Consider the following 25,592-nt stretch of genomic DNA (forward strand, 5'->3'; position numbering starts at 1 on the left):
CGCCATGGCCCGCTATCAACGCTTTGGCCACGGCAAGGCGGAAGAGGATCAGGTGCTGTCGGCAATCAACACCACGCCGTTGGTGGATGTGATGCTGGTGTTGCTGATCATCTTCCTGATCACCGTGCCGGTGGTGACGCAAACCGTCAAAATGACGCTGCCGAAGGAACAAAACATTCCGACGCAGACCAAGCCGGAAAACATCGTTCTGGGGGTGGGGCCCGATAGCCGCATCTACTGGAATATGACTCCGGTCAAGGATCAGGCTGAGCTTCTGGCTCGCTTGGTGACAGTGGCGAAGAAGGATCCGCAGCCTGAAGTGCATATCCGCGGCGATGCAAGCGCCCGCTATGCGCCGATTGGCCGCATTGTCCTCGCGGTGCAGCAGGCCGGCATCGTCAAGATCGCCTTCATCACTGAGCCGCCGCCCAATCAGTAAGCAGCATTAGGAGGCGGATTGGCAGCAGTCCGCCGTTCCTGAGGAGAAATATATGGGGATGAATGTCGGGTCTTCGCAAGAAGACGATCTCCTGATGGAGATCAACACCACGCCGTTGATCGACGTGATGCTGGTGTTGCTGATCATGCTGATCATCACGATCCCGATTCAAACGCACGCGGTGAAGCTGGATATGCCGGTGAACACGCCGTCCAAGCAGCAGCAAAAGCCGGTGGTCGTGCAGATCGACATCACGCCGGATAGCGCCGTGTCTTGGAATGGCGAGCGTTTGGCCGGCCGCGAACAGCTGGAGGCCAAGCTGGATGCGGCAAGCAAAATGAGCCCGCAGCCGGAGTTGCATATCAAGCCGAACAAGGACGCGACGTACGCGCCGGTCGCCATGGTGCTGGCGGAGTCGCAGCGCCTGGGCTTGACCAAGCTGGGCATTGTGGGCTCGGAGCAGTTCCTGCAATAAACCGCGTCGTGGGAGTGTGATCAAGGCAGCCTCGTTGAGGGCTGCCTTTTTTATGTGTGGTGGACAAGGAGAAAAGAATGAAATTAAAAGTGTTGGCGGCGGCCCTGATTTTGAGCGGGCAGGTTTGGGCTGCGGGATATGGCGGCGTAGCGGTTCAGAATTTTGATAAGACAGTCAGGGTGCAGGATGACATTTACCGGGCGGTCAATGGCACGTGGCTGGATAGCTATGAAATTCCGGCTGCCGAGTCATGGGCTGGCGCATTCAAGGATTTGCGGGACCTGAGCGAGTCGCGCAGCCGCGAGTTGATCGAGTCCGCCGCGGCTGACAAGCATGCCGCCGGTGATCAAGCCAAGATCGGCGCGCTGTATCGCGGGTTCATGGATGAGGCCGCGATCGAGAAGCAGGGGCTGCTTCCCTTGCGCGACGACATTCGGTCTATCAGCCTGATATCGAATCGTGGCGAATTGTTCGGCCTGGTGGCGAAATGGCAGGACCGGGCTGGGCAGATCCGCTTGCCTTTGGCTTTCAGCGTGAGCGTGGACGCCAAAGACGCGAAGAGCTATTTGGCGGAGCTGGAGCAAAGCGGTTTGGCCATGCCGGACCGAGATTACTATCTGAGCAAAGATCCGCGCTTCGTCAAGGCAAGGGCGGCTTATCAAGCGCACTTGCAGCAGGTCTTCACTTTGGCTGGCTATGCGCAGCCGGCCAAGCGCGCGGCGAAGGTATTGGCGCTGGAGACCAAGATCGCCCAGATTCAACGGGACAAGGTTCAAAATCGCGATCCGCAGAAACGCTACAACAAGATGTCGCCGGCGCAGCTGGCCAAGCTGGCGCCGGGTTTGGACTGGCATGGCTTCTTGGCGGGCGCAGGCGCGAAAGACTTGCCGCAGTTGAACATCGCCCAGCCGGAATACCTTTCCGCATTGGCGGTCTTGTTGAAAAAAGAGCCGCTGATCAATTGGCAGGATTATCTGGTGGCGCACTTGCTGGATGGTTATTCCAATTATCTGAGCAAGGCATGGGTGGATGCCAAGTTCGAGTTCTATGGCAAGGCGCTGACAGGCGCCAAGGAACAGCAGCCTCGTTGGAAGCGCGGCGTCAGATTGGTTGAAGGCTCGCTGGGCGAAGTGGTGGGCAAGGAGTATGTGGCCCGTTATTTCAGCGAGCAGGACAAGGCCAAGGCCCAGGAGCTGGTTTCCAACTTGATGAAGGCTTATAGCCAGAGCATAGACGGCTTGAGCTGGATGGGGCCGGAAACCAAGTTGGCGGCCAGGGACAAGTTGTCCAAGTACTCTCTGAAAATCGGTTATCCCGATCAGTGGCGCGACTATGGCGGCCTGGATATCGCCGAGGATGATCTGCTCGGCAATGTGAAGCGCGCGGTGCGCTTCGAATACGCCCGCGACTTGGCGCGCCTGGGCAAGCCGGTGGACCGCAAGGAATGGTTCATGACGCCGCAGACCGTCAATGCTTATTACAACCCTAACATGAATGAGATCGTGTTCCCGGCGGCCATTCTGCAACCGCCGTTCTTCGATCCCAAGGCCGATGATGCGGTCAATTATGGCGGCATCGGCGCGGTGATCGGGCATGAGATCAGCCATGGTTTTGATGATCAGGGCAGCCAGTTCGACGGCGACGGCAATCTGCGCAACTGGTGGACGGCTGAGGACAGGGCGCGCTTTACCGCGCTGACCAATAAGCTGGTGGCGCAGTTTGACGCTTATGAGCCGCTGCCGGGCAAGCATATCAATGGCAAGCTGACCTTGGGCGAGAACATCGCCGACTTGTCGGGTTTGCAGGTGGCCTATAAGGCTTATCAAGTATCTTTGGGCGGGCAGCCTGCGCCCGTGATCGACGGGATGACGGGCGATCAGCGCTTCTTCTACGGTTTCGCGCAAATCTGGAGAGGCAAGGAGCGGGAGGCGTTCCTGTTGTCTCGTCTGGCCAGCGATCCGCATTCGCCCGACGCTTTCCGCGCCATCGGCGCCTCCATCAATAGCGATGCCTTCCAGAAGGCTTTTGATGTGAAACCGGGCGATAAGATGTACAAGCCGGAGGATCAGCGCATTCGCATCTGGTAAGCCAGCGGGCGGCTGATTGGCCGCCATGGTTTCGCCTGTTCGACAGCCCCTCGTGCGTGAGCATGCGGGGCTGTTTGCTGGCGACGTTCTGTTTTGAAAAGCGGGGTGATTTTGGCAATATAATTGCCGCAAATGGTTCGAGTCATTACACTTCGGGCCATGAATAAAACAATTGCAATAATGATGGGCTTGTTGTTGGCGGGCTGCGATTCCCAGCATGCCGAACAATTGGCTGGTGCCGTCGCCGCGACAAGGCATGCGCTTGGTTCGAGCGCGCAGCCGGCCGAAAATGAAAGCGCGGTGCGGCCGGTGGCGTTGGTCAGCGGCAGCCGCGCTCAGGGTCATAGAGACTTTCCTGCGGCCAAGCGCATTTTGCCCAGGGTTTATGCCGGCATGGAGCAGGATTTCTACTGCGGTTGCGAATACAAAGACAAGGCTGTGGATTGGCAGTCCTGCGGCTATCGGCCGCGCAAGTCGGAAGCCCGCGCCAGCCGTATTGAGTGGGAGCATGTGGTGCCGGCTTGGGCATTGGGCCATCAGCGGCAGTGCTGGCAGAGTGGAGGACGCAAGGAGTGCGCCGCATCGGACGCCTTGTTCCGCATGGCGGAAGGGGATTTGAACAATCTGGTGCCGGCGGTGGGCGAGGTGAATGGCGACAGAGGCAATTTTTCCTACGGCGTGTGGGCGCGCAAGCCGGCGCCGCTGTATGGCCAGTGTCAGTCGGTGGTGGATTTCTCGCTGAAGCGTTTCCAGCCTCGTGAGGAGGTCAGAGGGGCGGCGGCGCGCATTACGCTCTATATGCATCAGCGCTATGGCTTGCGCATGAGTTCGCAAGATCGCCAGTTGATGTGCGGTTGGGCAAGGCAATACCCGGTAAGCGACTGGGAAGTTCAGCGTAACAAACGCATCGTGCAGTGGCAGGGAGAGGGGAATTTTCTGGTCAGCCAGCCGGGCAGTTTGAGCCAGCTGTGCGCTTGATTGGTCGAGGAGGCGGCAGTCTCCTGTCGGCCAGGCATGAAAAAAGCCGGCGGGCTGCCGGCTTTGTTCTTTGCTGAATCGCTATCGATGTCAGGCTTGTCTGTGCTTAGCGGTCTTGGTGGAGGTAAGCGGGATCGAACCGCTGACCTCTTGCATGCCATGCAAGCGCTCTCCCAGCTGAGCTATACCCCCGCGTGACGCTGCTTTCACAGTGGAGCGCAGTATAGGCGAGAGAGTTCCGTTTGTAAATAGCGGATGGATATTTTTTGTATTTTGCCTGCCGCATGTTTCAGCATGGCAGGGCATGGCGCCGTCACGAACCGGCGCTGCTGCGAGGCCGGCGCTCGGTTATAATCATCGGCCGGGATAGTCAGGATGTCGTGAATGTCGGTTGGCCACTATGAAAATTTTCCGGTCGGTTCGCTGGCTTTGCCGCGCAAGATGCGCGCCGCCGTGCATGCGATCTACCGTTTCGCCCGTTATGCCGACGATGTGGCGGATGAGGGCGATGCCCGCGCCGAGGACAGATTGGCGGAGCTGGCGCGGCTAGACGACGATCTGCGCCGCATTGCCGCAGGCGAACGTCCGCAGATCGAGCTGATGGCGCCGTTGGCGGAGGCGATACAAGCACATCGTCTGCCGCTGCAGCCTTTCCATGATCTGCTGTCGGCGTTTGGCCAGGACGTGGAAAAGACCCGTTATCAGAGTTTTGGGGAGTTGGTCGATTATTGCCGGCGCTCGGCTAATCCGGTTGGCCGTCTGATGCTGGCCCTGCATGGCGTGGACGATGCCAGGAGTCTGGCGCAGTCCGATGGAATCTGCACCGCTTTGCAGCTGATCAATTTCTGGCAGGATGTGGCCGTGGATTGGCGCAAGGGGCGGGTTTATCTGCCTCAAGAGGATTTAGCCCGCTTTGGCGTGAGCGAGGGCCAGATAGACGCCGGCCTGGCCGATGCGCGCTGGCGGGCGCTGATGCTGAGCCAGGTGGAGCGGGCCCGCAAGATGCTGCAGGCCGGCGCGCCGCTGGCCAAACAGCTGGGCGGACGGTTCGGCTTTGAGTTGCGGCTGATCATCCTGGGCGGCGATCGCATTCTGAGCAAGCTGCATGCCTCCGGCGGAGACGTGTTCAAACAAAGACCCAAACTTTCGGCTTGGGATTGGATATATATGATAGGGCGGGCATGCCTCGCGCGATGAGCGCGTGCGCCGCATGATGACAGCGCGTCGGCCAAGGGGCCGAGCGTGTGGGGGAGAGGCGCGTGACGCCGGATCAGTATTGCGAAGACAAGGCCGCGGCCAGCGGCTCCAGTTTCTATTACAGCTTCCGTTTTTTGCCGGAGGAAAGGCGCCGCGCGATCACCGCGTTGTATGCGTTTTGCCGCGAGGTCGATGACGCCGTGGACGAGTGCCATGACCTGGGCGTGGCTCAGGCCAAACTGGCCTGGTGGCGTGGCGAGGTGGAGAGGATGTACCGCGCCGAAGCCGATCATCCGGTCATGCGCGCCTTGCAGCCGCACCTGGCGGCTTTCGGCTTGCCGCAGTCGCAGCTGGAGGAAATCATCGATGGCATGGAAATGGATCTGAAAATGGTCCGTTATCAGCGCTTTCAGGATTTGCTGCTGTATTGCCATCGCGTGGCGGGCGTGGTCGGCCAGCTGGCGGCGCGCATTTTCGGCTATAGCGACGAAAAAACGCTGGAATACGCGCACGAGCTGGGCGTGGCGTTTCAACTGACCAATATCATCCGCGATGTGGGCGAGGATGCGCGCCGCGACCGCATTTACCTGCCGATGGAGGAGCTGCAGCGCTTCAACTGCCCGGCGATGGACATTCTGCATTATGAAGAAAGCCCGGCGTTCAAGGCCTTGATGGAGTTCCAGATAGAGCGGGCGGAGGAGCATTACCGCAAAGCCTGGGAGCTGTTGCCGGCGGCGGATCGCAAACCCCAGCGGCCAGGCCTGCTGATGGCGGCGATCTATCGCGCCACTTTGCAGGAGATCCGGCTGGATGGTCCGGCCAAGGTGTTGAACCAGCGGCTGTCGCTGACGCCGCTGCGCAAATTGTGGCTGGCATGGAAAACCTGGACCTTCGGTTATCGCGCCTGAAGCCGCGCGTCGCGGTGATAGGCGCAGGCTGGGCCGGGCTGGCCGCCGCGACGGAGCTGGCCGGCCTGGTCGAGCTGACGGTGATCGAGGCCGGGCGCGAGCCGGGCGGGCGGGCGCGTTGTAGTGGCGCTAAAGATGCCAGGTTTGACAATGGTCAGCACATTTTACTGGGCGCTTATGCAGAATCGCTGCGCCTGATGCGCAAGGTCGGCGCGGATCCCGAACGGCTGTTGCGGCGATTGCCTTTGCAATGGCGGCGGCAGGGCGGCTTGAACATGCGCTGCCCGCGTTTGCCCGCGCCCTTGCATCTGGCTTTAGGCCTGTTTTTTGCAAGAGGCATGGGTTGGCGCGACAAGAGGCTGCTGTTGAAGGCTTTGCGAGCATTGCAGCAGAGCCGCTACCGCTTGCGCCGGGATTGCTCGGTGGCTGCCTGGCTCAAGGCGGAAAGGCAAAGCGAGGCGCTGATCCGCGGGTTCTGGCGGCCGCTGGTGTTGTCGGCCCTGAATACGCCCTTGGAGCAGGCTTCGATGCAGGTTCTGGCCACGACGCTGCGCGATAGTCTGGGCGCGGACCGCGCCGCCAGCGATTTGCTGCTGCCCGCTTGCGATTTGTCGGCCTTGTTCCCCGAGCCGGCTTGGCGATGGCTGGGCGGACAGGGCGCGCGCCTGCACGCCAGCTGCCGAGTGGCGAGCGTGCAGCATCAGCAAGGGCTGCCGTGCGTCGACGGCGTGTCGTATGATGCCGTCGTGTTGGCTGTGGCGCCTTATCATGTCGCATCGCTGCTGGATAATGCCGCTTTGCGCGATATTTTGGCCCATTACAGCTACTGGCCCATCGTCACCGTTTATTTGCAGTTTGCCGACGCGCCGCGTTTTCCCGCCCCGATGATGGGGGTGGAGGGCGGAATGGCGGATTGGCTGTTCGATCGCGAGGCCTTGGCCGGAGAGCGGGGCTGGATCTCCGCGGTCATCAGCGCGCCGGAGGCCCTGCCGTCCCAGGATGGCTTGATGGCGAGGGTGGCGCAGGATGTCAGGAAGATCGCCCCGCATCTGGGCATGCCTTTGCAGGGCAAGGTCATTATTGAAAAACGGGCCACTTTCGCCAGCACGGTTGGTCTGAAAAGGCCGGAGGCGGGCTTGGCTGGACCGAAAATTTATCTGGCGGGTGATTGGGCGCATCCCGATTATCCAGCCACTTTGGAGGGGGCGGCGCGCAGCGGCGTGACCGCGGCGCGCGCCGCATTGCTGGATCTAGGGGTAACAAAACGATGATAAAAACGGAATTCGCGCAGGATGCGCTGGCTGGACGCGTCATCCTGGTCACCGGCGCCACGCAAGGCATAGGCCGCGAGGCCGCGCTGGCCTTCGCGCGTCACGGCGCCTCGGTGGTGCTGCTGGCTAGAAGCGTCAAGGGACTGGAAAAAGTCTACGATGAAATAGTGGCGGCGGGAGGGCCGGAGCCGGCCGCGGTGCCGCTGGATCTGCTCAATGCGGGCGAAAACGAGTTCAATAATCTGGCGCTGACCATCAAGCGCGAATTTGGACGCCTGGACGGCATTCTGCACTGCGCTTCCCACCTGTTCGCTTTGTCGCCGCTGCACAATCAGACGATTGAGGAGTGGATGAACCAGTACCGCATCAACACGGTGGCCCGTTTCGCGCTGACTCGCGCCTGTCTGCCGCTGTTGAAGGACGCTCCCGACGCTTCCGTGCTGCTGGTGGCCGAGCAGCATGGCCTGCATCCGGCGGCCTATTGGGGCGCGTTCGGGGCCTCGAACGCCGGCCAGCAGTACTTGACCGTCGTAGCCGCCAGCGAGTGGGAGATGTTCCCGAATATGCGTGTTAATCTGTTGTCGCCAGGACCGGTGAATTCGCCGCAGCGCAATCGGACGCATCCGGGCGAAGCCAAGACCGAGCGGGGCGATTTGGCGGATTTGACGCCGCATCTCCTGTATTGGCTGGGTCCGGACAGCAAGGGCCGCAGCGGAGAAGTCGTGGAGCTGGATTTGCGCAAGCCGCAAACCTGACAGAAAGCGGGGACGCATGAGAGGAATGCTGTGGCTGGCAGCCTTGCTGGCTTTGGGCGGCTGCAATTATGTAAACAGCGTGACCGGCCTGACCAAGGACGCCGACAAGGCGATAGGCGCGTCGTGCCGTCAGACCGGCCGTTCGCTGGAAGAGTGTTTCCAGCGCAATAGCGACTCCGACAAGGCGGCCATCTATGCCGGTTGGCGCGAAATGAACGAGTACATGGTCAAGAACAAGCTGGATACGATGGCGCCGATTCAGGAGAAGCATCCCGCCAGTTCCGGCATGGCGGATGCGCCGACGGACAAGTCGTCCGAGGCCAAGCCCATGAACGCCAAGTCGGCGATGACGGGGCAGGCGGACGCTTCGCAGCCCAAGCCTCTCAGCAGCGAGGAGGCGGACCGCGAAGCCAAGACCGATCCACAGGTCGAGGCCGTGCTGTCGGCGATGCGCAGCGGCGGCAATGGCAGCGGCAATAGCGGCAAGCCTGCAGCCAGCAAAGGCGAGCCGGACCAGAACCGCCTGCTCAATATCATCAACGATCTCAACAAGAAAAATCCCCCGCAGCCGCCCGGCTGATTCAGGTTTTCCGGGCCGAGGCCGGTCGCAGCTGTTATCCTGTCGGCTTTGATTTTCCTTCCTGATCTCGATGGCCAAGAGCAAAACCGTATTCAGCTGCACCGAGTGCGGCGGACAATCGCCCAAGTGGCAGGGCCAGTGCCCGCATTGCAACGCCTGGAACACGCTGACGGAGGCGGTGGCGACGCCGGCCGCCGCCAGCCCGCGCTTCCAGTCCTGGGCGGCCAACGTCACCAAGGTCCAGAAACTGTCCGAGGTGCAAACCGCGGAAACCCCGCGCGATCCTTCCGGCATTGAAGAACTGGACAGGGTGCTGGGCGGCGGCATCGTCCGCGGCGCCGTGGTGCTCATCGGCGGCGACCCCGGCATCGGCAAATCCACCTTGCTGCTGCAAGCCTTGTCGCAGATCGGCCAGAACCGCAAGGTGCTGTATGTGTCGGGCGAGGAATCGGCGCAGCAAATCGCCTTGCGCGCTTCGCGCCTGGCGCTGGATACCAGCAGCGTCGATCTGCTGGCCGAAATCTGCATCGAAAACATCCTGGCCACGCTAAAGCGCGAACAGCCCGAGGTGGTGGTGATCGACTCCATCCAGACGCTGTACACCGAGCAGGTGACTTCGGCGCCTGGTTCCGTGTCGCAGGTGCGCGAGTGCGCGGCGCAGCTGACGCGTATGGCCAAGCAAAGCGGCATCACTGTGCTGCTGGTCGGCCACGTCACCAAGGAAGGCTCGCTGGCCGGTCCGCGGGTGCTGGAGCATATGGTGGACACGGTGCTGTATTTCGAGGGCGATTCGCACTCCAGCTACCGCATGATACGCGCGATCAAGAACCGCTTCGGCGCGGTCAATGAGCTGGGCGTGTTCGCGATGACCGACCGCGGCCTCAAAGGCGTATCCAATCCTTCCGCCATTTTTCTGTCGTCCTATCGCGACGATGTCGCCGGTTCTTGCGTGCTGGTGACGCAGGAAGGCTCGCGCCCGCTGTTGGTGGAAATCCAGGCCCTGGTGGATGACTGCCATGGCTTCCAGCCCAAGCGGCTGACGGTTGGCCTGGAGCAGAACCGGCTGGCCATGCTGCTGGCGGTGCTGCATCGCCATGGCGGCGTGGCTTGCTTCGATCAGGACGTGTTCCTTAACGCGGTGGGCGGCGTCAAGATCAACGAGCCGGCGGCCGACCTGGCCATCATCCTGGCCATGGTTTCATCGCTGCGCAACAAGGCGCTGCCGGAGAAGCTGGTGGTGTTCGGCGAAGTGGGCCTGGCAGGAGAGGTGCGGCCGGTGACGCGCGGCCAGGAGCGCTTGAAAGAGGCAGCCAAGCTGGGCTTCACCCGGGCCATCGTGCCATCCGCCAACAAGCCGCGCCAAGAGATAGAAGGCCTGAAGGTATTGGCGGTGGACCGTCTGGACCAAGCGGTGGAATTCTGCCGGGAGTAAACCATGATAGACGCGCATTTGATCGAGCAGGAGCGGCCCTACCTGTTGCGCTACGCGCTGGCGCAACTGCGCGAGCGCGACGCGGCGGAAGAGGCGGTGCAGGAAACGCTGCTGGCGGCTTTGGAGTCGCAGGGCAGCTTCTCCGGCAAGTCGACCTTGCGAACCTGGCTCACCTCCATTCTGCGCTTCAAACTGATCGATGCCTTGCGGCGCAAGGGCAAGGAAAAGCTGTTCGAATCCTTGGAGGACGAGGCGGACGATAGCGACTTCGACGGCTTGTTCTCCCAGGACGGCCATTGGCGCGAGCCCATCAAGGCCTGGAGCGGGCCGGAGAGCGAGTTGATGTCGCGCCAGTTCTGGCAGGTGTTCGAAGAGTGCTCCAAGGTGATGCCGCGCCGCACCGCCATGGCGTTTGCGATGCGCGAGGTGATGGGCATGGAAATCGCGGAGATCTGTAACAATCTGGAGATCACCGCGACCAATTGTTCAGTACTGCTGTATCGGGCGCGCATGACGCTGCGCGAATGTTTCTCTACACGCTGGAGCCGGGAGGGCGAGCAATGAGACTGAGTTGCCGAGAAGCCAGCCGGCTGATTTCCGCCGGGATGGATCGGCCATTAAGCGCGGCGGAATTAGTGAAGCTGCGCATGCATCTGCTGTTATGCGGAAACTGCCGGCAATTTTCCAGGCAGATGGGCGAGATGCGCGCAGCGGCCAGGCATGCAGGAGAAGGACGAGATTGAATTGTTCTTATTTAAAATTCTTTGACAAGTTGTCGTGAATGGCATCATCATATGCAGTATTGATAATTCGTTGAGATGCATTAGCGATGACTTCACAGCAACTGCTAGACGCCTTGCTGCGCGACCATGACGATAATCCGGCTGAGGCCGCTTTGCAGCTGCCGGCCTTGGTTTTGGCCGACGACTTGCCACCCGAGGCGCTGCCCAGGCTGGCGTGGCTGATCAATCATCTGGTGGGCGAGTCGCTGGGCGATTGGTCGCAGGCATGGCGTCTGCAGCAGGGTTTGCGCCAGGATGCGCCGCATGCCGCGACTTTGCGGCACGGCATGGTGGCCGCCACGCTGGCGGGCGACAGCATGAGCGCCTGGCAGCTGCGGGAGCAGTGGCTGGCGCAGGGCATCGCCCCGCATGAATTGGATGTGTTGCTGGAACTGAGCATTGTGCTGGCCTTGCATCGCCAGGAGCCGCCGGCCAGGCAGATCCAGGCTTTGGCGCGTTTGCTGCCGGATCTGCAGGCGCTGGAGGCCGGCGGGCAGGACGCGGCGCTGGCTGGCTGTTGCAACAATATCGTTTCCGCTCTGCTGGATAAGCCGGAGCTGGAAATCGGCGATGCTTTCTGCAAGCAGGTGCTGTCTGCCATGGCTCATGCCGCGCGCCAATTGTGGGGCCGCGCCGGCGGCTGGCTGCAACATGAGCGGGCGGAGTATCTGCTGGCTTTGACTGCCAATCGCTTCGAGGATTGGGAGGCGGGCTTGGCCGCGGCGCGGGCGGGGCTGGCCTTGATCGCAGCGAACGGCGAGGAGGATGTCGACCGCGCCTTTCTGCTGGTAGAGGCGGCGCGCGCCTTGCGCGGTCTGGAGCGGGAGGGCGAAGCGGATGAGACTTTGCGGCAGGCCATGGCCTTGGCCGAATCCTTCGATGCCAGCCTGCGCGCCTGGTTTGACGGCTGCGCGCGCCGGGCGGAGCCTGTAGCCGCCTGATTCCCGATACCGCGGAGCATCGCCGCCGCCGCCAATTGAAAACACCGCGAACCTGATGGGGCGCGGTGTTTTTTCATGGGCTCTCGCGAGCAGGCTAGGGATTCTCTGCAGGCAGAGATCCCGATGCTCCGAAGCGGCTCACTCCTGCAATGCCGGGCTCAGCGCCTGGCGCACGCTGGCTTCGTTCAGGGCCGGCGCGCACAGTTCGATGAAGCGGTAGGCGTAGCTGCGCAGATAATGGCCGCGGCGGATGGCGATGCGGCTGGTCTGCTGGCCGAACAGCGGCTCGCCTTCCACCACTTTCACGCCGATGTCGCGCTGCGGGTCCACCGCCATCGAGGCGATGATGCCGACGCCCAGTTCCAGCTCCACGTAGGTCTTGATCACATCCGCGTCCAGCGCCGCCATCACGATGTCCGGCGCCAGGCCGGCCTCGGCGAAGGTGTTGTCTATCTTGGCGCGGCCGGTGAAACCGTGGTGATAGGTGACGATGGGGTACTCCGCCAGCGTTTCCAGCGTCAGCTTTTCGCGGTGCAAGGGATGGCTGGGCGGCGCGATCACGCTGTGGTGCCAGCTGTAATAGGGGAAGGACACCAGTTCCGGCACTTCGGTCACCGCCTCGGTGGCGATGCCGATGTCGGCGTCGCCGGCCAATAGCAGCCGCGCCAGTTCTTCCGGGCTGGCCTGGTGCAGCACCAGATGCACGCGCGGATAGGCGCGCTTGAAGGCGGTGACCACTTGCGGCAGCGCATAGCGGGCCTGGGTGTGGGTGGTGGCGATGGTCAGCTGGCCTTCGTCGCGCTGGCTGAACTGCTCGGCCAGCCGCTTGATGTTGCCGGCGTCCAGCAGCATGCGCTCGACGATGGTCAGAAGCTCCTTGCCCGGTTCGGTCAAGCCGAGGAAACGCTTGCCTTTGCGGACGAACAGCTCGACGCCCAGTTCGTCTTCCAGGTCCTTGATGTGTTTGCTGACGCCGGATTGCGAGGTGTAGAGCGCGTTGGCCACTTCGGTCAGATTGAAGCCCTGGCGGACGGTTTCGCGGATGATGCGCAGTTGTTGGAAATTCATGCCTGGCCTCCGTTGGCGGCGGCGAACACGCGGGCGGCGCGGGCGCGCAGCCTGACCGGCTGGCCATTGGCCAGCGATGGGACCAAGGGATCGTCGGCCGGCAATTCGGCGTCGAAAGTCTGGCCGGCCAATTCATCGCGGCCTTCCAGCTCCACGCGCGACAAGCCGCCCAGCGTCAGCACCCGCTGCACGGTGGCGGGCAGGCCGGCTTCGTGATCGGGCGCGATGGCCAGTTCATGCGGCCGGACAAAGACTTCAACGGCCTGGCCATGCGGTTGTTGGTGCTCGGCTTCCAGCGCCAGGGCGCCGATCTCGACCGCGCCGGGGCGGCTGACGCCGCTGAAGCGGTTGGCGCTGCCGAGGAAGCCATAAACGAAGGCGCTGGCGGGCGAACGGTACACCTCGTCCGGCGCGCCGATCTGCTCCACCTTGCCATGGTTCATCAGCACCACCCGGTCGGCCACTTCCAGCGCTTCTTCCTGATCATGGGTGACGAAGATGGAGGTGATGTGCAGCTCGTCGTGCAGCTTGCGCAGCCAGCGGCGCAGTTCCTTGCGCACCTTGGCGTCCAGCGCGCCGAACGGTTCGTCCAGCAGCAGCACGCGCGGCTCCACCGCCAGGGCGCGGGCCAGGGCGATGCGCTGGCGCTGGCCGCCGGACAATTGGGCCGGGAAGCGGTCGGCCAGCCAGTCCAGCTGCACCAGATCCAGCAGCTCGTGCACTTTGCGGGCGATCTGCTCTTCGCTGGGCCTTTCCTTGCGCGGCTTCATTCGCAGGCCGAAAGCCACGTTGTCGAACACCGTCATGTGGCGGAACAGCGCGTAATGCTGGAACACGAAGCCCACCTGGCGTTCGCGCACATGGGTGGCGGAGGCGTCGCCGCCGTCCAGCAGCACGCGGCCGGCGTCGGCCTGCTCCAGCCCGGCGATGATGCGCAGCAGGGTGGTCTTGCCGCAGCCGGACGGGCCGAGCAGGGCCACCAGCTCGCCGCTGGGGAAATTCAGGCTGACATCGTCCAGCGCGACGAAGTCGCCGAACGCCTTGCGGATATGATCTACTTGTATGCTCATTTCAGTCTTCCTTGACGCCGCGCCGCTCCACCCAGCTCTTCACGGCCAGGGTGATCAGGGCCAGCATCGCCAGCAGGGACGCCACGGCGAAGGCCGCGGCGAAATTGTACTCGTTGTAGAGGATTTCCACGTGCAAAGGCAGCGTATTGGTTTCGCCGCGGATGTGGCCGGACACCACCGACACCGCGCCGAACTCGCCCATCGCCCGCGCGTTGCTGAGAATCACGCCGTACAGCAGCGCCCAGCGCACATTGGGCAGGGTGACGTGCCACAGCACCTGCCAGCCGCGCGCGCCCAGCACCACCGCGGCCTCTTCCTCTTCGCGGCCTTGCGCTTCCAGCAGCGGGATCAGCTCGCGCGCCACGAAGGGCACGGTGACGAACAGCGTGGCCAGCACGATGCCGGGCACCGAGAACACGATCTTGACGCCATGCTCGATCAGCCAGGGGCCAAGCCAGCCATGATTGCCGAACAGCAGCACGAAGATCAGCCCGGCCACCACCGGCGAGACGGAGAAGGGCAGGTCGATCAAGGTGGTCAGCAGCTGTTTGCCGCGGAAGTCGAAGCGGGTGATGGCCCAGGCCGCGGCCACGCCGAACACCAGGTTGAGCGGCACCGACAGGCCGGCAGCCAAGAGCGTCAGCCTCACCGCCGCCAGCGCGTCCGGGTCGGCCAGGGCCGACAAATACGTGCCCCAGCCCTTGGATAGCGCTTCGATGAAGACGACGATCAGCGGCAGCAGCAGGAACACAAAGAAAAAGCCCAGCGACACGGCGAGGATGGCGTATTTGACCGCGGTCGATTCGCGGGTGGCGGCGCGGGCTTCCAGTTGGCCGGCCTTGTCGGCGGCAGCGGCCGGATGGGACAGAATCGCAGCCATCAGCGGCCTCCCGCGCGGCCATGGCGGCGCGCGCTCCAGAATTGCAGGCCGTTGATGGCCAATAGCAGCAGGAAGGACGCGGCCAGCATCACGGTGGCGATGGCGGTGGCGCCGGCGTAATCGAACTGCTCCAGCTTGCTGATGATCATCAGCGGCGTGATTTCCGACACCATGGGCACATTGCCGGCGATGAAGATCACCGAGCCGTACTCGCCCACCGCGCGGGCGAAGGCCAGCGCGAAGCCGGTCAGCAGCGCCGGCTGCAGCGTGGGCAGGATCACATGGCGAAAAGTCTGCCAGCGGCCGGCGCCCAGGCAGGTGGCGGCTTCTTCCAGCTCCGATTCCAGGTCTTCCAGCACCGGTTGCACCGTGCGCACCACGAAGGGCAGGCCGATGAAGACCAGCGCCACCAGCACGCCCAGCGGCTTGAAAGCCACTTTGACGCCTATGGCTTCCAGATATTGGCCCAGCCAGCCATTGCCGGCGTAGAGCGCGGTCAAGGCGATGCCCGCCACGGCGGTGGGCAGGGCGAAGGGCAGGTCCACCAGGGAATCGATCAGCCGCTTGCCGGGGAAGCGGTAGCGCACCAGCGACCAGGCCAGCAGCAGGCCGAACACGCTATTGATCGCCGCCGCCGCCAGGGCCATGCCGAAGCTGAGGCGGTAAGAGGCCAGCACGCGCGGCGATGCCGCCGCTTGCCAGAATTCGGCCCATGGCTGGCTGCCGGCGCGAGCCACCACGACGCAGATCGGAATCAGCACCAGCAGCGACAGATAGCTGAGCGTAAAGCCGAGCGAGAGGCCGAAGCCGGGCAGCACATTGGGCGGTCTGGGCGCGGGAGCGAGTGAATCCGACATGGGACATTCCGTTTCAATATAACTATCGAGACAATATCTGCCGCTTTGTTATTCTGAAAATAAGTATTTCTTCAATGCTTATTCGATATTCAGCAAACCGGCGGCGGGGCGCAAAAAAGCCCGCCTGTGCGGGCGGGCCTGCTTGGCGTTCAGTGGGCGACGATCTGGTCGAACACGCCGCCATCGGCGAAGTGGACTTTCTGAGCCTTCTGCCAGCCGCCGAAGGTCTGGTCGATGGTGAAGAGTTTGACCTTGCTGAATTGGCCGGCGTACTTGGCCGCCACTTGCGGATCGCGCGGACGGTAGTAGTGCTTGGCGGCGATATTCTGGCCTTCCGGGGTGTACAGGTATTGCAGATAGGCCTCGGCCGCTTTGCGGGTGCCATGCTTGTCCGCCACCTTGTCCACCACGCTGACCGGCGGCTCGGCCAGGATGGAAATCGACGGCGTGACGATGTCGAACTTGTCCGGGCCCAGCTCCTTGGTGGCGAGGTAGGCTTCGTTTTCCCACGACAGCAAGACGTCGCCGATGCCGCGCTGGGTGAAGGTGATCAAGGAGCCGCGGGCGCCGGAGTCCAGCACCTTGACGTTGCCGTACAATTTCTTGACGAAGTCCTTGGCCTTGGCGTCGTTGCCGCCGGGTTGCTTCAAGGCATAGCCCCAGGCCGCCAGATAGTTCCAGCGCGCGCCGCCGCCGGTTTTGGGGTTGGGCGTCACGACCTCGACGCCGGTTTTCACCAGGTCGTTCCAGTCCTTGATGTGCTTGGGATTGCCCTTGCGCACCAGGAACACGATGGTGGAGGAGTAGGGCGAGGCATTGTTGGGCAGGCGTTTTTGCCAATTGGGCGCGATATTTTTGGTCTGGCTGCTGATTTCGTCGATATCGTAGGCCAGCGCCAGCGTCACCACATCGGCGTCAAGCCCGTCGATGACCGCGCGCGCCTGCTTGCCGGAGCCGCCGTGCGATTGCTTGACGGTGACGGTTTCGCCGGTTTTGCCTTTCCAGTACTTGGCGAAGGAAGCGTTGAATTCCTGGTACAGCTCGCGGGTCGGATCGTAAGACACATTCAGCAGCGTGACGTCGGCGAAGGCCGAGGCGCTGCCGGCGAACAGCAGGGCGAGAGCGAGGTGGCGCAGCTTCATCGTTGTTTTCTCTTAATCGGCATGGTTGGGATGGAACAGAATCTAGCCCCGGCCCGTTTTGATCTGGAACCAATAAAAACAGCATTGCTAATGCATAAAATTGCAAAAGGCTTCAAAGCAGAATTTCAGCTAGCCATATCTGCAATTCATATATTCCGTCGTCAAGGCAGGGCCTATATTGAGCGCCAATACCACTTTCAGCGTATGGGCCATGAAACGATTCAAACCCGCCAAGCAATTGCCTAATGGTTTTTCCATGCCGCTGCTGGCCGCCTGTCAGCAGTTTCTGCAGCAAGAGGGCGTGCAGGCCAAGCTGCAATGGAACGAGCAGGAGGTGTTCGTCAGCTTCGACGGTTGGTGGCTGACCAGCAGTTTTATCTCCCAGGCGCGCCTGCGCGAGGGGCGCTGTCAATTGGTGCAATACGCGGCGCGATTGCGGATTTTCGGCCAGTTCGGGCAGACGCTGCCGGCTAATTGGCTGTTCGCGATGAACTACGGCGAAACCAAGGCGGTGGCCTTGCTCAAGCTGATCCGCGTCTTGCACCTGATCAATCATCTGGGCCGCAATGGCCGTCACCTGCCGCTGCGCATCGATGTCGATCCGCGCATCTGCCATGCCTATAGCGACCGCATCGTCGATTTCACCGCCCGCTTGCTGGAGACGCTGGAGTTCCCCGCCAGCCAACTGCCATTGCTGCTGTTCCTGGATGACCGGACCAGCGAGTTGGGCCTGTCCTTGCTCAGGCGCTATCGCCAGCTTGGGCACAAATTGGGCTTGGGAGATTTCGGCGAGACCGCGCAGGATTTGCAGCGCTTGTGGCGGCTGGATACCGACGGCGTGGCCCTGGCTCCGCGCTTTACTCGGCGCGCCGTCATGTATCCGCAGGTGCGCGGCCAGTTGCTGGAGCTGATGCCGCAATTGGTGGCGCAAGGCTTCTCTTTGGCTGTGGAGGAGGTGGCTTGCAGCAATACGCTGGAGCTGGCCCAGCACTTGGGGGCGGATTGTTTGTCCGGCCCCTTGTTGTCCGAGCGCTTGAAGCGGCAAAAGGCGGAGCGGGAGCTGGATTTGTCCAGTCTGAGCGGTTAGGATGTTGGCATTGTTCGTGTCGACATTCGGAAAATCAAAATGAAGAAACTGATCTTGGGCGCGCTGTGCGCCATGGGCCTGTCCGCATGCGTGATCGGCAATGGCGACGGCTATCGCGATGCCGCGCAATTGCAGCGCATGACGGAAGAGGCGGTGAAGACCTGCGGCCAGGGCAAGGTAAAATCGGTGAGCTATAGCAGCTTCACCTGCGCGGCTGGCGATGCGCAGGCGGTAAAGTAAATGTCTGAGCCGTATCTGACGGGGGCGCCGGTTTTCCGTCTACTGGACATGGCGGACGCGGCGGCTTATCAGGCTATCCGCATCGCCGCCGCCACGCATGACCCGGTGGCCATCCACGCCAGCGCCGAGGAAATCGCCGCATTGAGCCTGGAGGCCGTTCAGGAACAGATCTTGCCAAGCGATGGTCAGCGGGTATTTGGCGTGTTTGACGATGGCCAACTGGTCGCGGTGGCGGCCTTGCGCCGAAACAGCCTCGCCAAAATCAGCCATCGCGCGACGGTGCAGGGCGTGTTCACTCGGCCGGAGTGCAGGGGCCGCGGCCTGGCGCGCCGCTTATTGCTGGTTTTATTGGAGCAGGCAGCGCAGATGCCGGGCTTGGCATCGTTGGAATTGGCGGTGCATGCCGAAAACGCGCCGGCCAAGGCTTTGTATCAGTCCTTGGGTTTCCGGCGAAGCGGCTTGATACCCTCCGCGGTGTTTCATGATGGCCGTTATCTGGATGAAGAGCTGATGCAACGGCCGGTGGCTGAAGCCAGCCGGGAGGTCGCGCCTGCCGTGCTCTCCAATGAATACGTTTTGCTTGAAGCCGCGCCGGATGTGGAAACCTATCGCCGCCTGCGCGCGGAGGCCGGCCTGTCGCCGAAGAGCTGGCAGGCGGCCGCGCGCGGTTTGGTGGGCACGGTATTCGCCGTACAGATTCTGCATGCCGGTCAAGCGGTCGGCATGGGTCGGCTGATAGGCGATGGCGGCAGTTTCTATCAGGTGGTCGATATCGCCGTGTCGCCCGCGCACCAAGGGCGTGGGCTGGGCAAGCGCGTCATGGCGGCGATCACCGATTACATTCAGCGCGAAGCGCCGCCCAGCGCTTATATCAGCTTGATCGCGGATGGCGACGCGCAGCATTTGTACCGACAGTTCGGCTTTGAGCTCACCGCGCCGCGTTCGGTAGGCATGGCGATGTTCAAGCGTTGAGGCGAGAGGCGGGCCAGGGGTCACAGCAAAATGGTTTCGCTGCCGCTCCGGCCGGTTTTCTTGACGCGATACATCGCTTGATCCGCGGCCTGCAGCAAGTGGTCTGGCGTGCTGCGGCCGCCACCCAGCGCGATGCCGATGGAAATGCCCAGCCGGCAGGGCGTGTTGGCGACGACAAATGGCGTCTCGAATGCTTCAATGCATTTTTCCGCGACGGTGCGGGTGATCTCTTCTGCCGCTTCGTCCAGGTCGCTCAATAACAGCACGAATTCATCGCCGCCTATGCGCGCCAGCGTATCGGTTTGCCGGACAATGGCGGAAAGTCTTTGCCCCACCATCCATAAGGCCTTGTCTCCAGCCTTGTGGCCCAGTTCATCGTTGATCTTCTTGAAACCGTCCAGATCCATGAATAGCAGCGCCACGCGGGTTTGCTTGCGCTGCGCTTGCGCCAGCGCCATCCGCAGCCGGTCGGACAGCAGCAGGCGGTTGGGGAGTCCAGTCAGGGCGTCATGGTGCGCCATCTTCGCCAACTCGGCCTGCTTGTCGTTCAGCTTTCGCAGCAGGCGGTTGAAGGCTTCGATCATGTGGCCGACTTCGTCGAAGCGTCGTATGGGAAGCGGCTCCAGCGGCAGTTCTCCGCGCGTCATTTTTTCGGCATGGTCGGCAGCCCGGAACAAGGGCCGCAGAATCAGATAAAGGCCGCCGCAAGCGATCAGCGAGAACAGAATCAAAGCGAGAATCGTGTTGCGCAAGGTGAATCGGCGGGTTCTTTCCACGGTGGCGAACGCCTCGCGAGTGGGGATGCGGGCCACAACGAACCAGCCGGCGCTGGGAACCGAGGCGATGGCGGATATTTCCTCCACGCCATCCGCATTGACGGTGATGCCGGCGCCGCGGAATCCCGCCATGGCTTTGTCGTGCAGGGCGTTTTGGCCCGGCTCGGGCGTGGGTTGCAATACCTTGTCGGCTTGCGAAGCGGCGACGAACTGCTGATCGCGCGGCGAGATCAGCAGAAAGCTGTCGCGGTGGGCGCCGATATGCGATTGCATCAGCAAGTCCAGAAAGCCGGGCGCCGCCAAGGCAGTGCCGCCGACCAAGACCGCCCGCACCCGTTTTTTTTCATCCAGGATAGGTGCGCTCATCGGCAGGACCGGCGCTTTGACATTGCGGCTCAAAACCGCCTTGCCTACCCAGGGCTGGCCTCGCATGGACATGATGTAAAAGTCGCGGTCGGTATAGCTGAGTTGCCGCCGGCGCGTCATGGGCGGGTAATCGGCAATCGTCTTGCCATTTGTGCCGATGACGAACAGGCCGACGGAAAACATGGACTGGTAGCGAAAATGCTCTTGCAGCCAGAGCTGCAATTGGTCCGGCTTCTCAAGCAATTCGACCGGCAATCTGGCAGCGAGTTGGTTCAGCATGGCCTGACGTTGTATGATTTTGTCATCTATGTCGTGCGCGACATAGTTTGCCAGCGCCAGTTGCTGCTCTTCAAACACCTTGCTCAAGTCCTCGCGCAGGAATTGGCTTAACAAGTAGTAGCGCGTGAAAGAGCCTGTCGCGACGATCAGCGTTGCCAGCAGCAGCAGGCGAACAATGATGCTGTCCAAAAAGCGGCGTGGTTTCATGCGGACTCGGATGGTCTGTTACAAGAGCATTTTAGGAAATTCCATGCGGTTTGTAAGCCAGGCACGGGATAGCGGGGTGCGCCGCTGCATTTTGATCACAAGGATAGAGTGAATGCGAGAGTCGATTTTGGAGTTCGATCATCAATCCCTTACCGCGATACGCTTTGGCGCCGGCAAGCTAGAGCAGCTGGCCAGTTTGCTGCCGCGGGATGCGAAAGTGTTGCTGTTGTATGGCGGCGGTTCGATCAAGCGCAATGGCGTTTACGATCAATTGGCCATGGCGTTGGCCGGATGGGATTGGCTGGAGTTCGGCGGCGTGCCGGCCAATCCGGAGATTGAGGTGCTGGATCAGGCCAAGGCTTTGATCCGCGCGGAAGGCCGGGATTTCATCTTGGCGGTGGGCGGCGGTTCGGTGATCGATGCCGCCAAGTATCTCGCCGCCGCCGCGCCGTATCCGGGCGAAGGCTGGGATCTGGTTTGCGGCAAGGTCCAGGCGCGGCAGGCGCTGGCGATAGGCGCGGTTCTGACCCTGGCGGCCACCGGGTCTGAGGCCAATGGCACGGCGGTGATTTCACGCGCCAGCACCCAGGACAAACTGACCTTCCGCTCGCCCTTGCTGCGGCCTTGCTTCGCCATTCTCGACCCTGAGGTATTGGCTTCTTTGCCGGAGCGGCAGCTGGCCAATGGCGTGGCGGATGCTTTCGTCCATGCCTGCGAGCAATACTTGACCTACCCGGTGGGCGCGCTGGTGCAGGATGGCTGCGCCGAAGGCGTGTTGCGCGCGCTCTATCAGCTGGCTTGCCGTTTTGACGAGAGGGCTTCGCTCTGGTGGCGGCAAAACCTGATGTGGGCGGCCAACCAGGCCTTGTCCGTCACGCTGGGCCTGGGCGTGCCGCACGATTGGGCCACGCATAGAATAGGCCGAACCTTGACGGCCTTGCATGGCATTGACCATGGCCGCACGCTGACCATCGTCCAGCCGTCTTTACTGCGCGAAGCGTTGCGAGAGAAAGGCGACAAGCTGCGGCAGATGGGGCGGCTGGTGTTCGAGGCCCCCGGCATTTCAGCGGAAGGCGTGATAGAAAGGATTGAGGCTATGTATCTGCGGCTGGGCATGCCGCTGCGTTTGCGCGAGGCGGTGCCGGATGCGCCTCAAGATGCCGCCATGTCGGCGCTGGCGCTGCTGCGACGCGACGGCCCCATCCGGTTGGGCGAGGACGGCATTTTCGATGAGGCCAGGGTTGAGCGCATTGTGCGGGCCTGTTGCCGCTGAGGTGGAATGAAACGAGGAAGGGTGCGATGTTGTCCGGCTTGAGGATTTCCCTGTCGCGTTTGGCGCTCGCCGCCGCGCCGATGCTGGCGTCGGGCGCAAGCCTCCTGCCCATGACGATGGACAGGCCTGAGGGCGTCCGCTCGTATGTGCTGGCCATGCCGGAGACCATGCCGGCGGGACTGCGGCCGCTGGTGATTCTGTTGCACGGGCATGGCGGCTCGGCGCGCCAGTTGCTTGGGCAAGGCTTGGGCGCGGCCCCCTTGTCGGCGTGGCTGAAGATAGCCGACCGTGAAGGCTTGCTGCTGATCGCGCCTGATGGGGTCAAGGGCGGAGACGGGCGGCAGGGCTGGCATGATTGCCGAGCGGATGCGGTCACTAATCCGAAAGTGGACGATGTCGCCTTTCTCGATGCTTTGATCGATCAGGCGGTGGCGCAGCGGCGGGCGGATCCGCTGCGGATTTACCTGATGGGCATGTCCAATGGCGGCATGATGACGCTGCGGATGGCGGCGGAGCGCGGCGCGCGTCTGGCGGCCTTCGCCACGGTGGGCGCGTCTATGGCCCGGCGCAGCGAGTGCGCGCCGGCTGCGCATCCGCTGCCTGGGCTGATTGTGGCCGGCACGGCAGACCCGGTGGTGCCCTTTCGCGGCGGAGAAGTCAGCTTGCTTGCCGGCAAGGGCAGGGGCGAGGTGATATCGGTGAATGACACCGTCGCGCGCTGGCGGAAGCTGGATGGCGAGGATGGGCAGGCGGCGGTGACGGAGACGCTGCCGCACCTGCGGCCGGAGGATCCGACTCTGGCGGTGTGGAGCCGATGGGGCGGCAGCCGCGGCTTGCCTTTATGGCAGCTGACCATACAGGGCGGAGGGCATGTCGAGCCCAGCATTCAGCACCGGATAGGCGTTCTGTATGCGCGAGTGGCGGGGCGGCAGAACGGCGATGTCGAGAGCGCGGAACTGGCCTGGAGCTTGTTTCGCGACAGCCGGCGCTTGCCTTGAAAGGCCAGGATAATAGGCTCAGGCTTGCGGCCAGCGCTCGGTCAGCAGGCGGGCGCAGAGCAGGTACAGGCCTTGCAGCTGCGCGGCGCCGGCATCGGACAAGGCATTCAGCTGCTTCAACACTTCGCAGGTTTCCGCGTAGCCTCGCTCCAGGCCGGCGCGGGCCAGTGGCGCGAATGCGCTCAGGGCCGAATCGCGGTCGAGTTCCGGATGGCGATGGCAGTAGCGTTCAGCCAGCGCCTCGACGCCGGTCAGCAAATGCTGGCTATGGCTGAGCCCCGGCATCGAGCTTTCATGCAGAGGCAGGGAGCTGGTTTCCAGTCCGGTCAGCTGGCCGATTTGATCCATCGTCGCGCTGTAAAGCAGTTCGGCCGCTTGCCGGCCATCGCTCAGGCTGATGTCGGCGCTGTCTTCCCAGCTGTGGCGCTGCGGGCTGTGGCCGGTGTAATGGCCTACGCTTTTCACGCCGCGGGGGCCGCCGAGGCGCGGGTGAACCGCGCCTATCGGAAACACCATGATGTCGTCGTCGGCCGCCATGATCGCTGCTCCCTCGTCTCAGCCGCCTAGCTGCCGCTCCCTTGCGTGGAGGTGGTTTGAGTGCTGCTGCTGTCTTGATATTGTTTCAGGAAAGCATCGAAACCTTTTTCTACCAGGTCGTGCGTCTGCTGGATGCCGCTGGCGGTGTCGCCATTGAACACATTGAGGTTTTTCAGCACGCCGGTGGCCTCCTGGTAGCCTTGTTCGAAACCTTGCCGCACCAGGCTGACGAAGTTTTGCGCCTGCTCCGCCGTGCTCATTTCCGGGTGTTGCTGCTGATACAGGCCGAACATGCTCAGCGCGCCGCCCAGAATGCGTTTGGAGGTGGCGTCCGGCGAGGTGTCGTCATCGCTGGCGGAGGCGCTGCTGTCGCTGCCGCTGCCGTTTTGTTGCTGGATGGTGATGCTGAGCTGGGTTTCGCTGAATTGAAGGCTTTCGCTGCCTTGGGCCTGGCCGCCGCTCTGACTGTTGGCGTAGTCGGAACTGAGCACCTGGTTGATATTGATCATCGACGCCTTGAACAGCAGCGTCTGCGATTGCTTGCCGCTGCTGATCGAGACATTCAGCGATTCGACCAGCAATTGATTGAGCTGGTTGCGCGAAGTCTGGGCGCTGTAGCCTGCGTTTTGGCTTTGCGAGGCGGCGCTGGCCTGGCCGGTCTGGCCGGACGTGTTGCTGTTCAGAGATGAGATCGACATCACGGACTCCTGTCGGTGCGTCGTAGGCGCGGGCGCACTGTTCGAGGTTGAGGGAGCTGTTCCTAGTATGACTTTATTTCGGCCGCGCCACGGAAAACTTGTGGGCTGGTTCGATGTGCTAGGTAATTTTGCGATGTAAACGCAACAAGCGGCATGCCGTTTGATGGATGTCCCGTCAGGGAGGGGTATTCGTCGATGCTGTGGCGACAGAATGGGCGTGTTTGCTGCCTTATATAAGGCTATGTCCCAATTCCGTGTTGGGAGCTATGCTGAATACAGTAGCAGACCGGGAGTCGCGCCATGGATGCCCAGAGTTTTCAGCGTTTTCTTGCCCAACTGGATCAGCTCACGCTCAAACAGAGGAGCTTGCTGTCTTCTGCGCTTAAACATCCCACTCACCATGACGCCATTCAGGACGCCTTGCCTGACCTGACGGCTTGCCCACACTGCCAGGCCGAGGCCAACCAGTTGGCGTTATGGGGCTGGAGCCGAGGCCTGCGGCGTTATCGCTGCAAACAGTGCCACCGGACCTGCAATGCCTTGTCGGGCAGTCCATTAGCCAAATTGCGCAAGGCCGATCGCTGGCTGAGCTACGCCCAAGCACTGCAGGATGGCTTGACCGTGCGAGCAGCCGCTCGTGCATGCGGCATCAGCAAGAACACGGCTTTCCTATGGCGGCATCGCTTCTTGCATCGCGCATCAGACCATCTGGCGGCGCAAGCCCGAGGCATCGTCGAAGTAGATGAAACCTTCATTCTGGAATCATTCAAAGGGCAGCGGTGCCTCCCCCGCGCGCCGCGCCAGCGGGGTGGCGTCAGCCAAACACGGGGAACCGGGCCGGATCAGATTCCCATCATGGTGGTGCAGGACCGAGAGGGACATATAGCGGACTTCAAGTTGAAGAAGCTCAATGGCGCTCATGTGGAAGCGGCTTTAGCCCCGTTGGTGGATAGCGACGCCATCCTGTGTTCGGACGGCGCAGCGGTGTACTCGACCTTTGCCAGGCAGCATGGCATTACCCATCGAGTCGTGCATGCCAAGACGGGACAGCGGGTACGCGAGGGGGCGTTCCATATCCAGCATGTGAATGCCTACCATAGCCGCTTGAAGCTTTGGATGGCTCGATTCCACGGGGTTGCCACCAAATACCTTGAAAACTATCTGGGGTGGCGACGGATGCTGGAGCGCTATCAGCAAACCATGCAGCCTTGCCACTGCTTGCAGGAGGCAGTGGGTCGTCCCTTGCAACACATTATTGGGACATAGCCTTATATAATGCGAAGACGGAATCCCGGCA

28 protein-coding genes and 1 tRNA gene are annotated in these 25,592 nt (G+C 62.2%); 20 read left to right on the top strand and 9 right to left on the bottom strand.

The genetic code is table 11. The features are described 5' to 3' along the window. Nucleotides 1–4 precede the first annotated feature (4 nt). From NKT35_RS16375 to NKT35_RS16390, 4 genes are all read left to right on the top strand, one after another. On the top strand, nucleotides 5–439 hold the full coding sequence (locus NKT35_RS16375; RefSeq protein ID WP_254294927.1) for an ExbD/TolR family protein: 435 nt from the start codon (nucleotides 5–7) through the stop codon (nucleotides 437–439). A 52-nt stretch (nucleotides 440–491) separates the two neighbouring features. Next, on the top strand, nucleotides 492–914 hold the full coding sequence (locus NKT35_RS16380) for an ExbD/TolR family protein (protein ID WP_254294929.1): 423 nt from the start codon (nucleotides 492–494) through the stop codon (nucleotides 912–914). Between the two features lie 77 nt (nucleotides 915–991). Then, nucleotides 992–3,001, top strand: coding sequence for a M13 family metallopeptidase (locus NKT35_RS16385; protein ID WP_254294931.1), 2,010 nt, complete (start codon nucleotides 992–994; stop codon nucleotides 2,999–3,001). 180 nt (nucleotides 3,002–3,181) lie between these two features. Continuing rightward, nucleotides 3,182–3,979: an endonuclease gene (locus tag NKT35_RS16390; RefSeq protein ID WP_254294933.1), complete on the top strand. Its 798-nt coding sequence runs from the start codon at nucleotides 3,182–3,184 to the stop codon at nucleotides 3,977–3,979. 116 nt (nucleotides 3,980–4,095) lie between these two features. On the opposite strand, the gene NKT35_RS16395 is transcribed toward NKT35_RS16390, so the two are convergent. Next, nucleotides 4,096–4,171: transfer RNA gene (locus tag NKT35_RS16395), tRNA-Ala, on the bottom strand. 192 nt (nucleotides 4,172–4,363) lie between these two features. On the opposite strand from NKT35_RS16395, the gene hpnC reads away from it, so the two are divergent. From hpnC to NKT35_RS16440, 9 genes are all read left to right on the top strand, one after another. Further along, nucleotides 4,364–5,176: a squalene synthase HpnC gene (hpnC, locus tag NKT35_RS16400; protein ID WP_254294935.1), complete on the top strand. Its 813-nt coding sequence runs from the start codon at nucleotides 4,364–4,366 to the stop codon at nucleotides 5,174–5,176. A 62-nt stretch (nucleotides 5,177–5,238) separates the two neighbouring features. Next, nucleotides 5,239–6,084 (top strand): presqualene diphosphate synthase HpnD, encoded by an 846-nt coding sequence (gene hpnD, locus NKT35_RS16405; protein ID WP_254294936.1) that lies wholly within the window; start codon nucleotides 5,239–5,241, stop codon nucleotides 6,082–6,084. Beyond that, the gene (hpnE, locus tag NKT35_RS16410) at nucleotides 6,051–7,355 is read left to right on the top strand and encodes a hydroxysqualene dehydroxylase HpnE (RefSeq protein ID WP_254294938.1); all 1,305 of its coding nucleotides are present in this window, start codon (nucleotides 6,051–6,053) and stop codon (nucleotides 7,353–7,355) included. The genes hpnD and hpnE overlap by 34 nt, the downstream gene beginning before the upstream one ends. Next, nucleotides 7,352–8,110 (top strand): SDR family oxidoreductase, encoded by a 759-nt coding sequence (locus tag NKT35_RS16415; RefSeq protein ID WP_254294940.1) that lies wholly within the window; start codon nucleotides 7,352–7,354, stop codon nucleotides 8,108–8,110. The genes hpnE and NKT35_RS16415 overlap by 4 nt, the downstream gene beginning before the upstream one ends. 16 nt (nucleotides 8,111–8,126) lie before the next feature. Next, entirely contained in the window at nucleotides 8,127–8,690 is a 564-nt protein-coding gene (locus tag NKT35_RS16420; RefSeq protein WP_254294942.1) for a hypothetical protein, read from the top strand. Nucleotides 8,691–8,760: 70 nt separating this feature from the next. Continuing rightward, the gene (radA, locus tag NKT35_RS16425; RefSeq protein ID WP_254294944.1) at nucleotides 8,761–10,122 is read left to right on the top strand and encodes a DNA repair protein RadA; all 1,362 of its coding nucleotides are present in this window, start codon (nucleotides 8,761–8,763) and stop codon (nucleotides 10,120–10,122) included. Nucleotides 10,123–10,125: 3 nt separating this feature from the next. Next, entirely contained in the window at nucleotides 10,126–10,686 is a 561-nt protein-coding gene (locus NKT35_RS16430) for a sigma-70 family RNA polymerase sigma factor (protein ID WP_254294946.1), read from the top strand. Beyond that, nucleotides 10,683–10,865 (top strand): zf-HC2 domain-containing protein, encoded by a 183-nt coding sequence (locus NKT35_RS16435; protein ID WP_256493408.1) that lies wholly within the window; start codon nucleotides 10,683–10,685, stop codon nucleotides 10,863–10,865. The genes NKT35_RS16430 and NKT35_RS16435 overlap by 4 nt, the downstream gene beginning before the upstream one ends. Before the next feature lie 86 nt (nucleotides 10,866–10,951). Further along, on the top strand, nucleotides 10,952–11,845 hold the full coding sequence (locus NKT35_RS16440; RefSeq protein ID WP_254294948.1) for a hypothetical protein: 894 nt from the start codon (nucleotides 10,952–10,954) through the stop codon (nucleotides 11,843–11,845). A 138-nt stretch (nucleotides 11,846–11,983) separates the two neighbouring features. Here NKT35_RS16440 and NKT35_RS16445 read toward each other — a convergent pair whose 3' ends face one another. From NKT35_RS16445 to NKT35_RS16465, 5 genes are all read right to left on the bottom strand, one after another. Beyond that, a complete protein-coding gene (locus NKT35_RS16445) occupies nucleotides 11,984–12,913 on the bottom strand; it encodes a CysB family HTH-type transcriptional regulator (RefSeq protein WP_254294950.1) in 930 nt (309 codons plus the stop codon). Further along, a complete protein-coding gene (locus NKT35_RS16450) occupies nucleotides 12,910–13,983 on the bottom strand; it encodes a sulfate/molybdate ABC transporter ATP-binding protein (protein ID WP_254294951.1) in 1,074 nt (357 codons plus the stop codon). The genes NKT35_RS16445 and NKT35_RS16450 overlap by 4 nt, the downstream gene beginning before the upstream one ends. 1 nt (nucleotide 13,984) lies before the next feature. Then, nucleotides 13,985–14,863: a sulfate ABC transporter permease subunit CysW gene (cysW, locus tag NKT35_RS16455; protein WP_254294953.1), complete on the bottom strand. Its 879-nt coding sequence runs from the start codon at nucleotides 14,861–14,863 to the stop codon at nucleotides 13,985–13,987. Beyond that, nucleotides 14,863–15,720 carry a sulfate ABC transporter permease subunit CysT gene (cysT, locus tag NKT35_RS16460; protein WP_254294961.1) on the bottom strand — a complete coding sequence of 286 codons (858 nt, stop codon included), beginning with the start codon at nucleotides 15,718–15,720 and terminating at the stop codon, nucleotides 14,863–14,865. Before cysT ends, cysW begins: the two co-directional genes overlap by 1 nt. Nucleotides 15,721–15,869: 149 nt before the next feature. Then, nucleotides 15,870–16,862 (bottom strand): sulfate ABC transporter substrate-binding protein, encoded by a 993-nt coding sequence (locus tag NKT35_RS16465; RefSeq protein ID WP_254294963.1) that lies wholly within the window; start codon nucleotides 16,860–16,862, stop codon nucleotides 15,870–15,872. 30 nt (nucleotides 16,863–16,892) lie between these two features. Here NKT35_RS16465 and NKT35_RS16470 point away from each other — a divergent pair, with 30 nt between their 5' ends. The 4 genes from NKT35_RS16470 to NKT35_RS16485 are packed head-to-tail and all read left to right on the top strand — an operon-like array spanning nucleotide 16,893 to nucleotide 19,161. Beyond that, nucleotides 16,893–17,108 (top strand): hypothetical protein, encoded by a 216-nt coding sequence (locus tag NKT35_RS16470; protein ID WP_254294965.1) that lies wholly within the window; start codon nucleotides 16,893–16,895, stop codon nucleotides 17,106–17,108. Further along, nucleotides 17,074–17,949 (top strand): EAL domain-containing protein, encoded by an 876-nt coding sequence (locus NKT35_RS16475; protein WP_254294966.1) that lies wholly within the window; start codon nucleotides 17,074–17,076, stop codon nucleotides 17,947–17,949. The genes NKT35_RS16470 and NKT35_RS16475 overlap by 35 nt, the downstream gene beginning before the upstream one ends. A gap of 39 nt (nucleotides 17,950–17,988) precedes the next feature. Further along, nucleotides 17,989–18,189, top strand: coding sequence for a hypothetical protein (locus NKT35_RS16480; protein ID WP_254294967.1), 201 nt, complete (start codon nucleotides 17,989–17,991; stop codon nucleotides 18,187–18,189). Then, a complete protein-coding gene (locus NKT35_RS16485) occupies nucleotides 18,190–19,161 on the top strand; it encodes a GNAT family N-acetyltransferase (RefSeq protein WP_254294969.1) in 972 nt (323 codons plus the stop codon). It abuts the gene before it with no gap. A gap of 20 nt (nucleotides 19,162–19,181) precedes the next feature. Here NKT35_RS16485 and NKT35_RS16490 read toward each other — a convergent pair whose 3' ends face one another. Beyond that, nucleotides 19,182–20,789, bottom strand: a complete 1,608-nt coding sequence (locus NKT35_RS16490) for a GGDEF domain-containing protein (RefSeq protein WP_254294971.1) — start codon at nucleotides 20,787–20,789, stop codon at nucleotides 19,182–19,184. A 112-nt stretch (nucleotides 20,790–20,901) separates the two neighbouring features. Here NKT35_RS16490 and NKT35_RS16495 point away from each other — a divergent pair, with 112 nt between their 5' ends. After that, on the top strand, nucleotides 20,902–22,062 hold the full coding sequence (locus NKT35_RS16495; RefSeq protein ID WP_254294973.1) for an iron-containing alcohol dehydrogenase: 1,161 nt from the start codon (nucleotides 20,902–20,904) through the stop codon (nucleotides 22,060–22,062). A 26-nt stretch (nucleotides 22,063–22,088) separates the two neighbouring features. Next, complete coding sequence (locus tag NKT35_RS16500; protein ID WP_254294976.1) at nucleotides 22,089–23,060, top strand: CE1 family esterase; 972 nt, start codon at nucleotides 22,089–22,091, stop codon at nucleotides 23,058–23,060. A gap of 18 nt (nucleotides 23,061–23,078) precedes the next feature. On the opposite strand, the gene NKT35_RS16505 is transcribed toward NKT35_RS16500, so the two are convergent. Continuing rightward, nucleotides 23,079–23,597, bottom strand: a complete 519-nt coding sequence (locus NKT35_RS16505; protein ID WP_254294978.1) for a DUF5610 domain-containing protein — start codon at nucleotides 23,595–23,597, stop codon at nucleotides 23,079–23,081. Between the two features lie 26 nt (nucleotides 23,598–23,623). Further along, a complete protein-coding gene (locus NKT35_RS16510) occupies nucleotides 23,624–24,295 on the bottom strand; it encodes a DUF5610 domain-containing protein (RefSeq protein ID WP_254294979.1) in 672 nt (223 codons plus the stop codon). A gap of 300 nt (nucleotides 24,296–24,595) precedes the next feature. On the opposite strand from NKT35_RS16510, the gene NKT35_RS16515 reads away from it, so the two are divergent. Continuing rightward, entirely contained in the window at nucleotides 24,596–25,561 is a 966-nt protein-coding gene (locus tag NKT35_RS16515) for an IS1595 family transposase (RefSeq protein ID WP_254293992.1), read from the top strand. The last annotated feature ends 31 nt before the right edge of the window (nucleotides 25,562–25,592 follow it).

It is taken from the genome of Chromobacterium sp. IIBBL 290-4 (assembly GCF_024207115.1).
GTDB lineage: Bacteria > Pseudomonadota > Gammaproteobacteria > Burkholderiales > Chromobacteriaceae > Chromobacterium.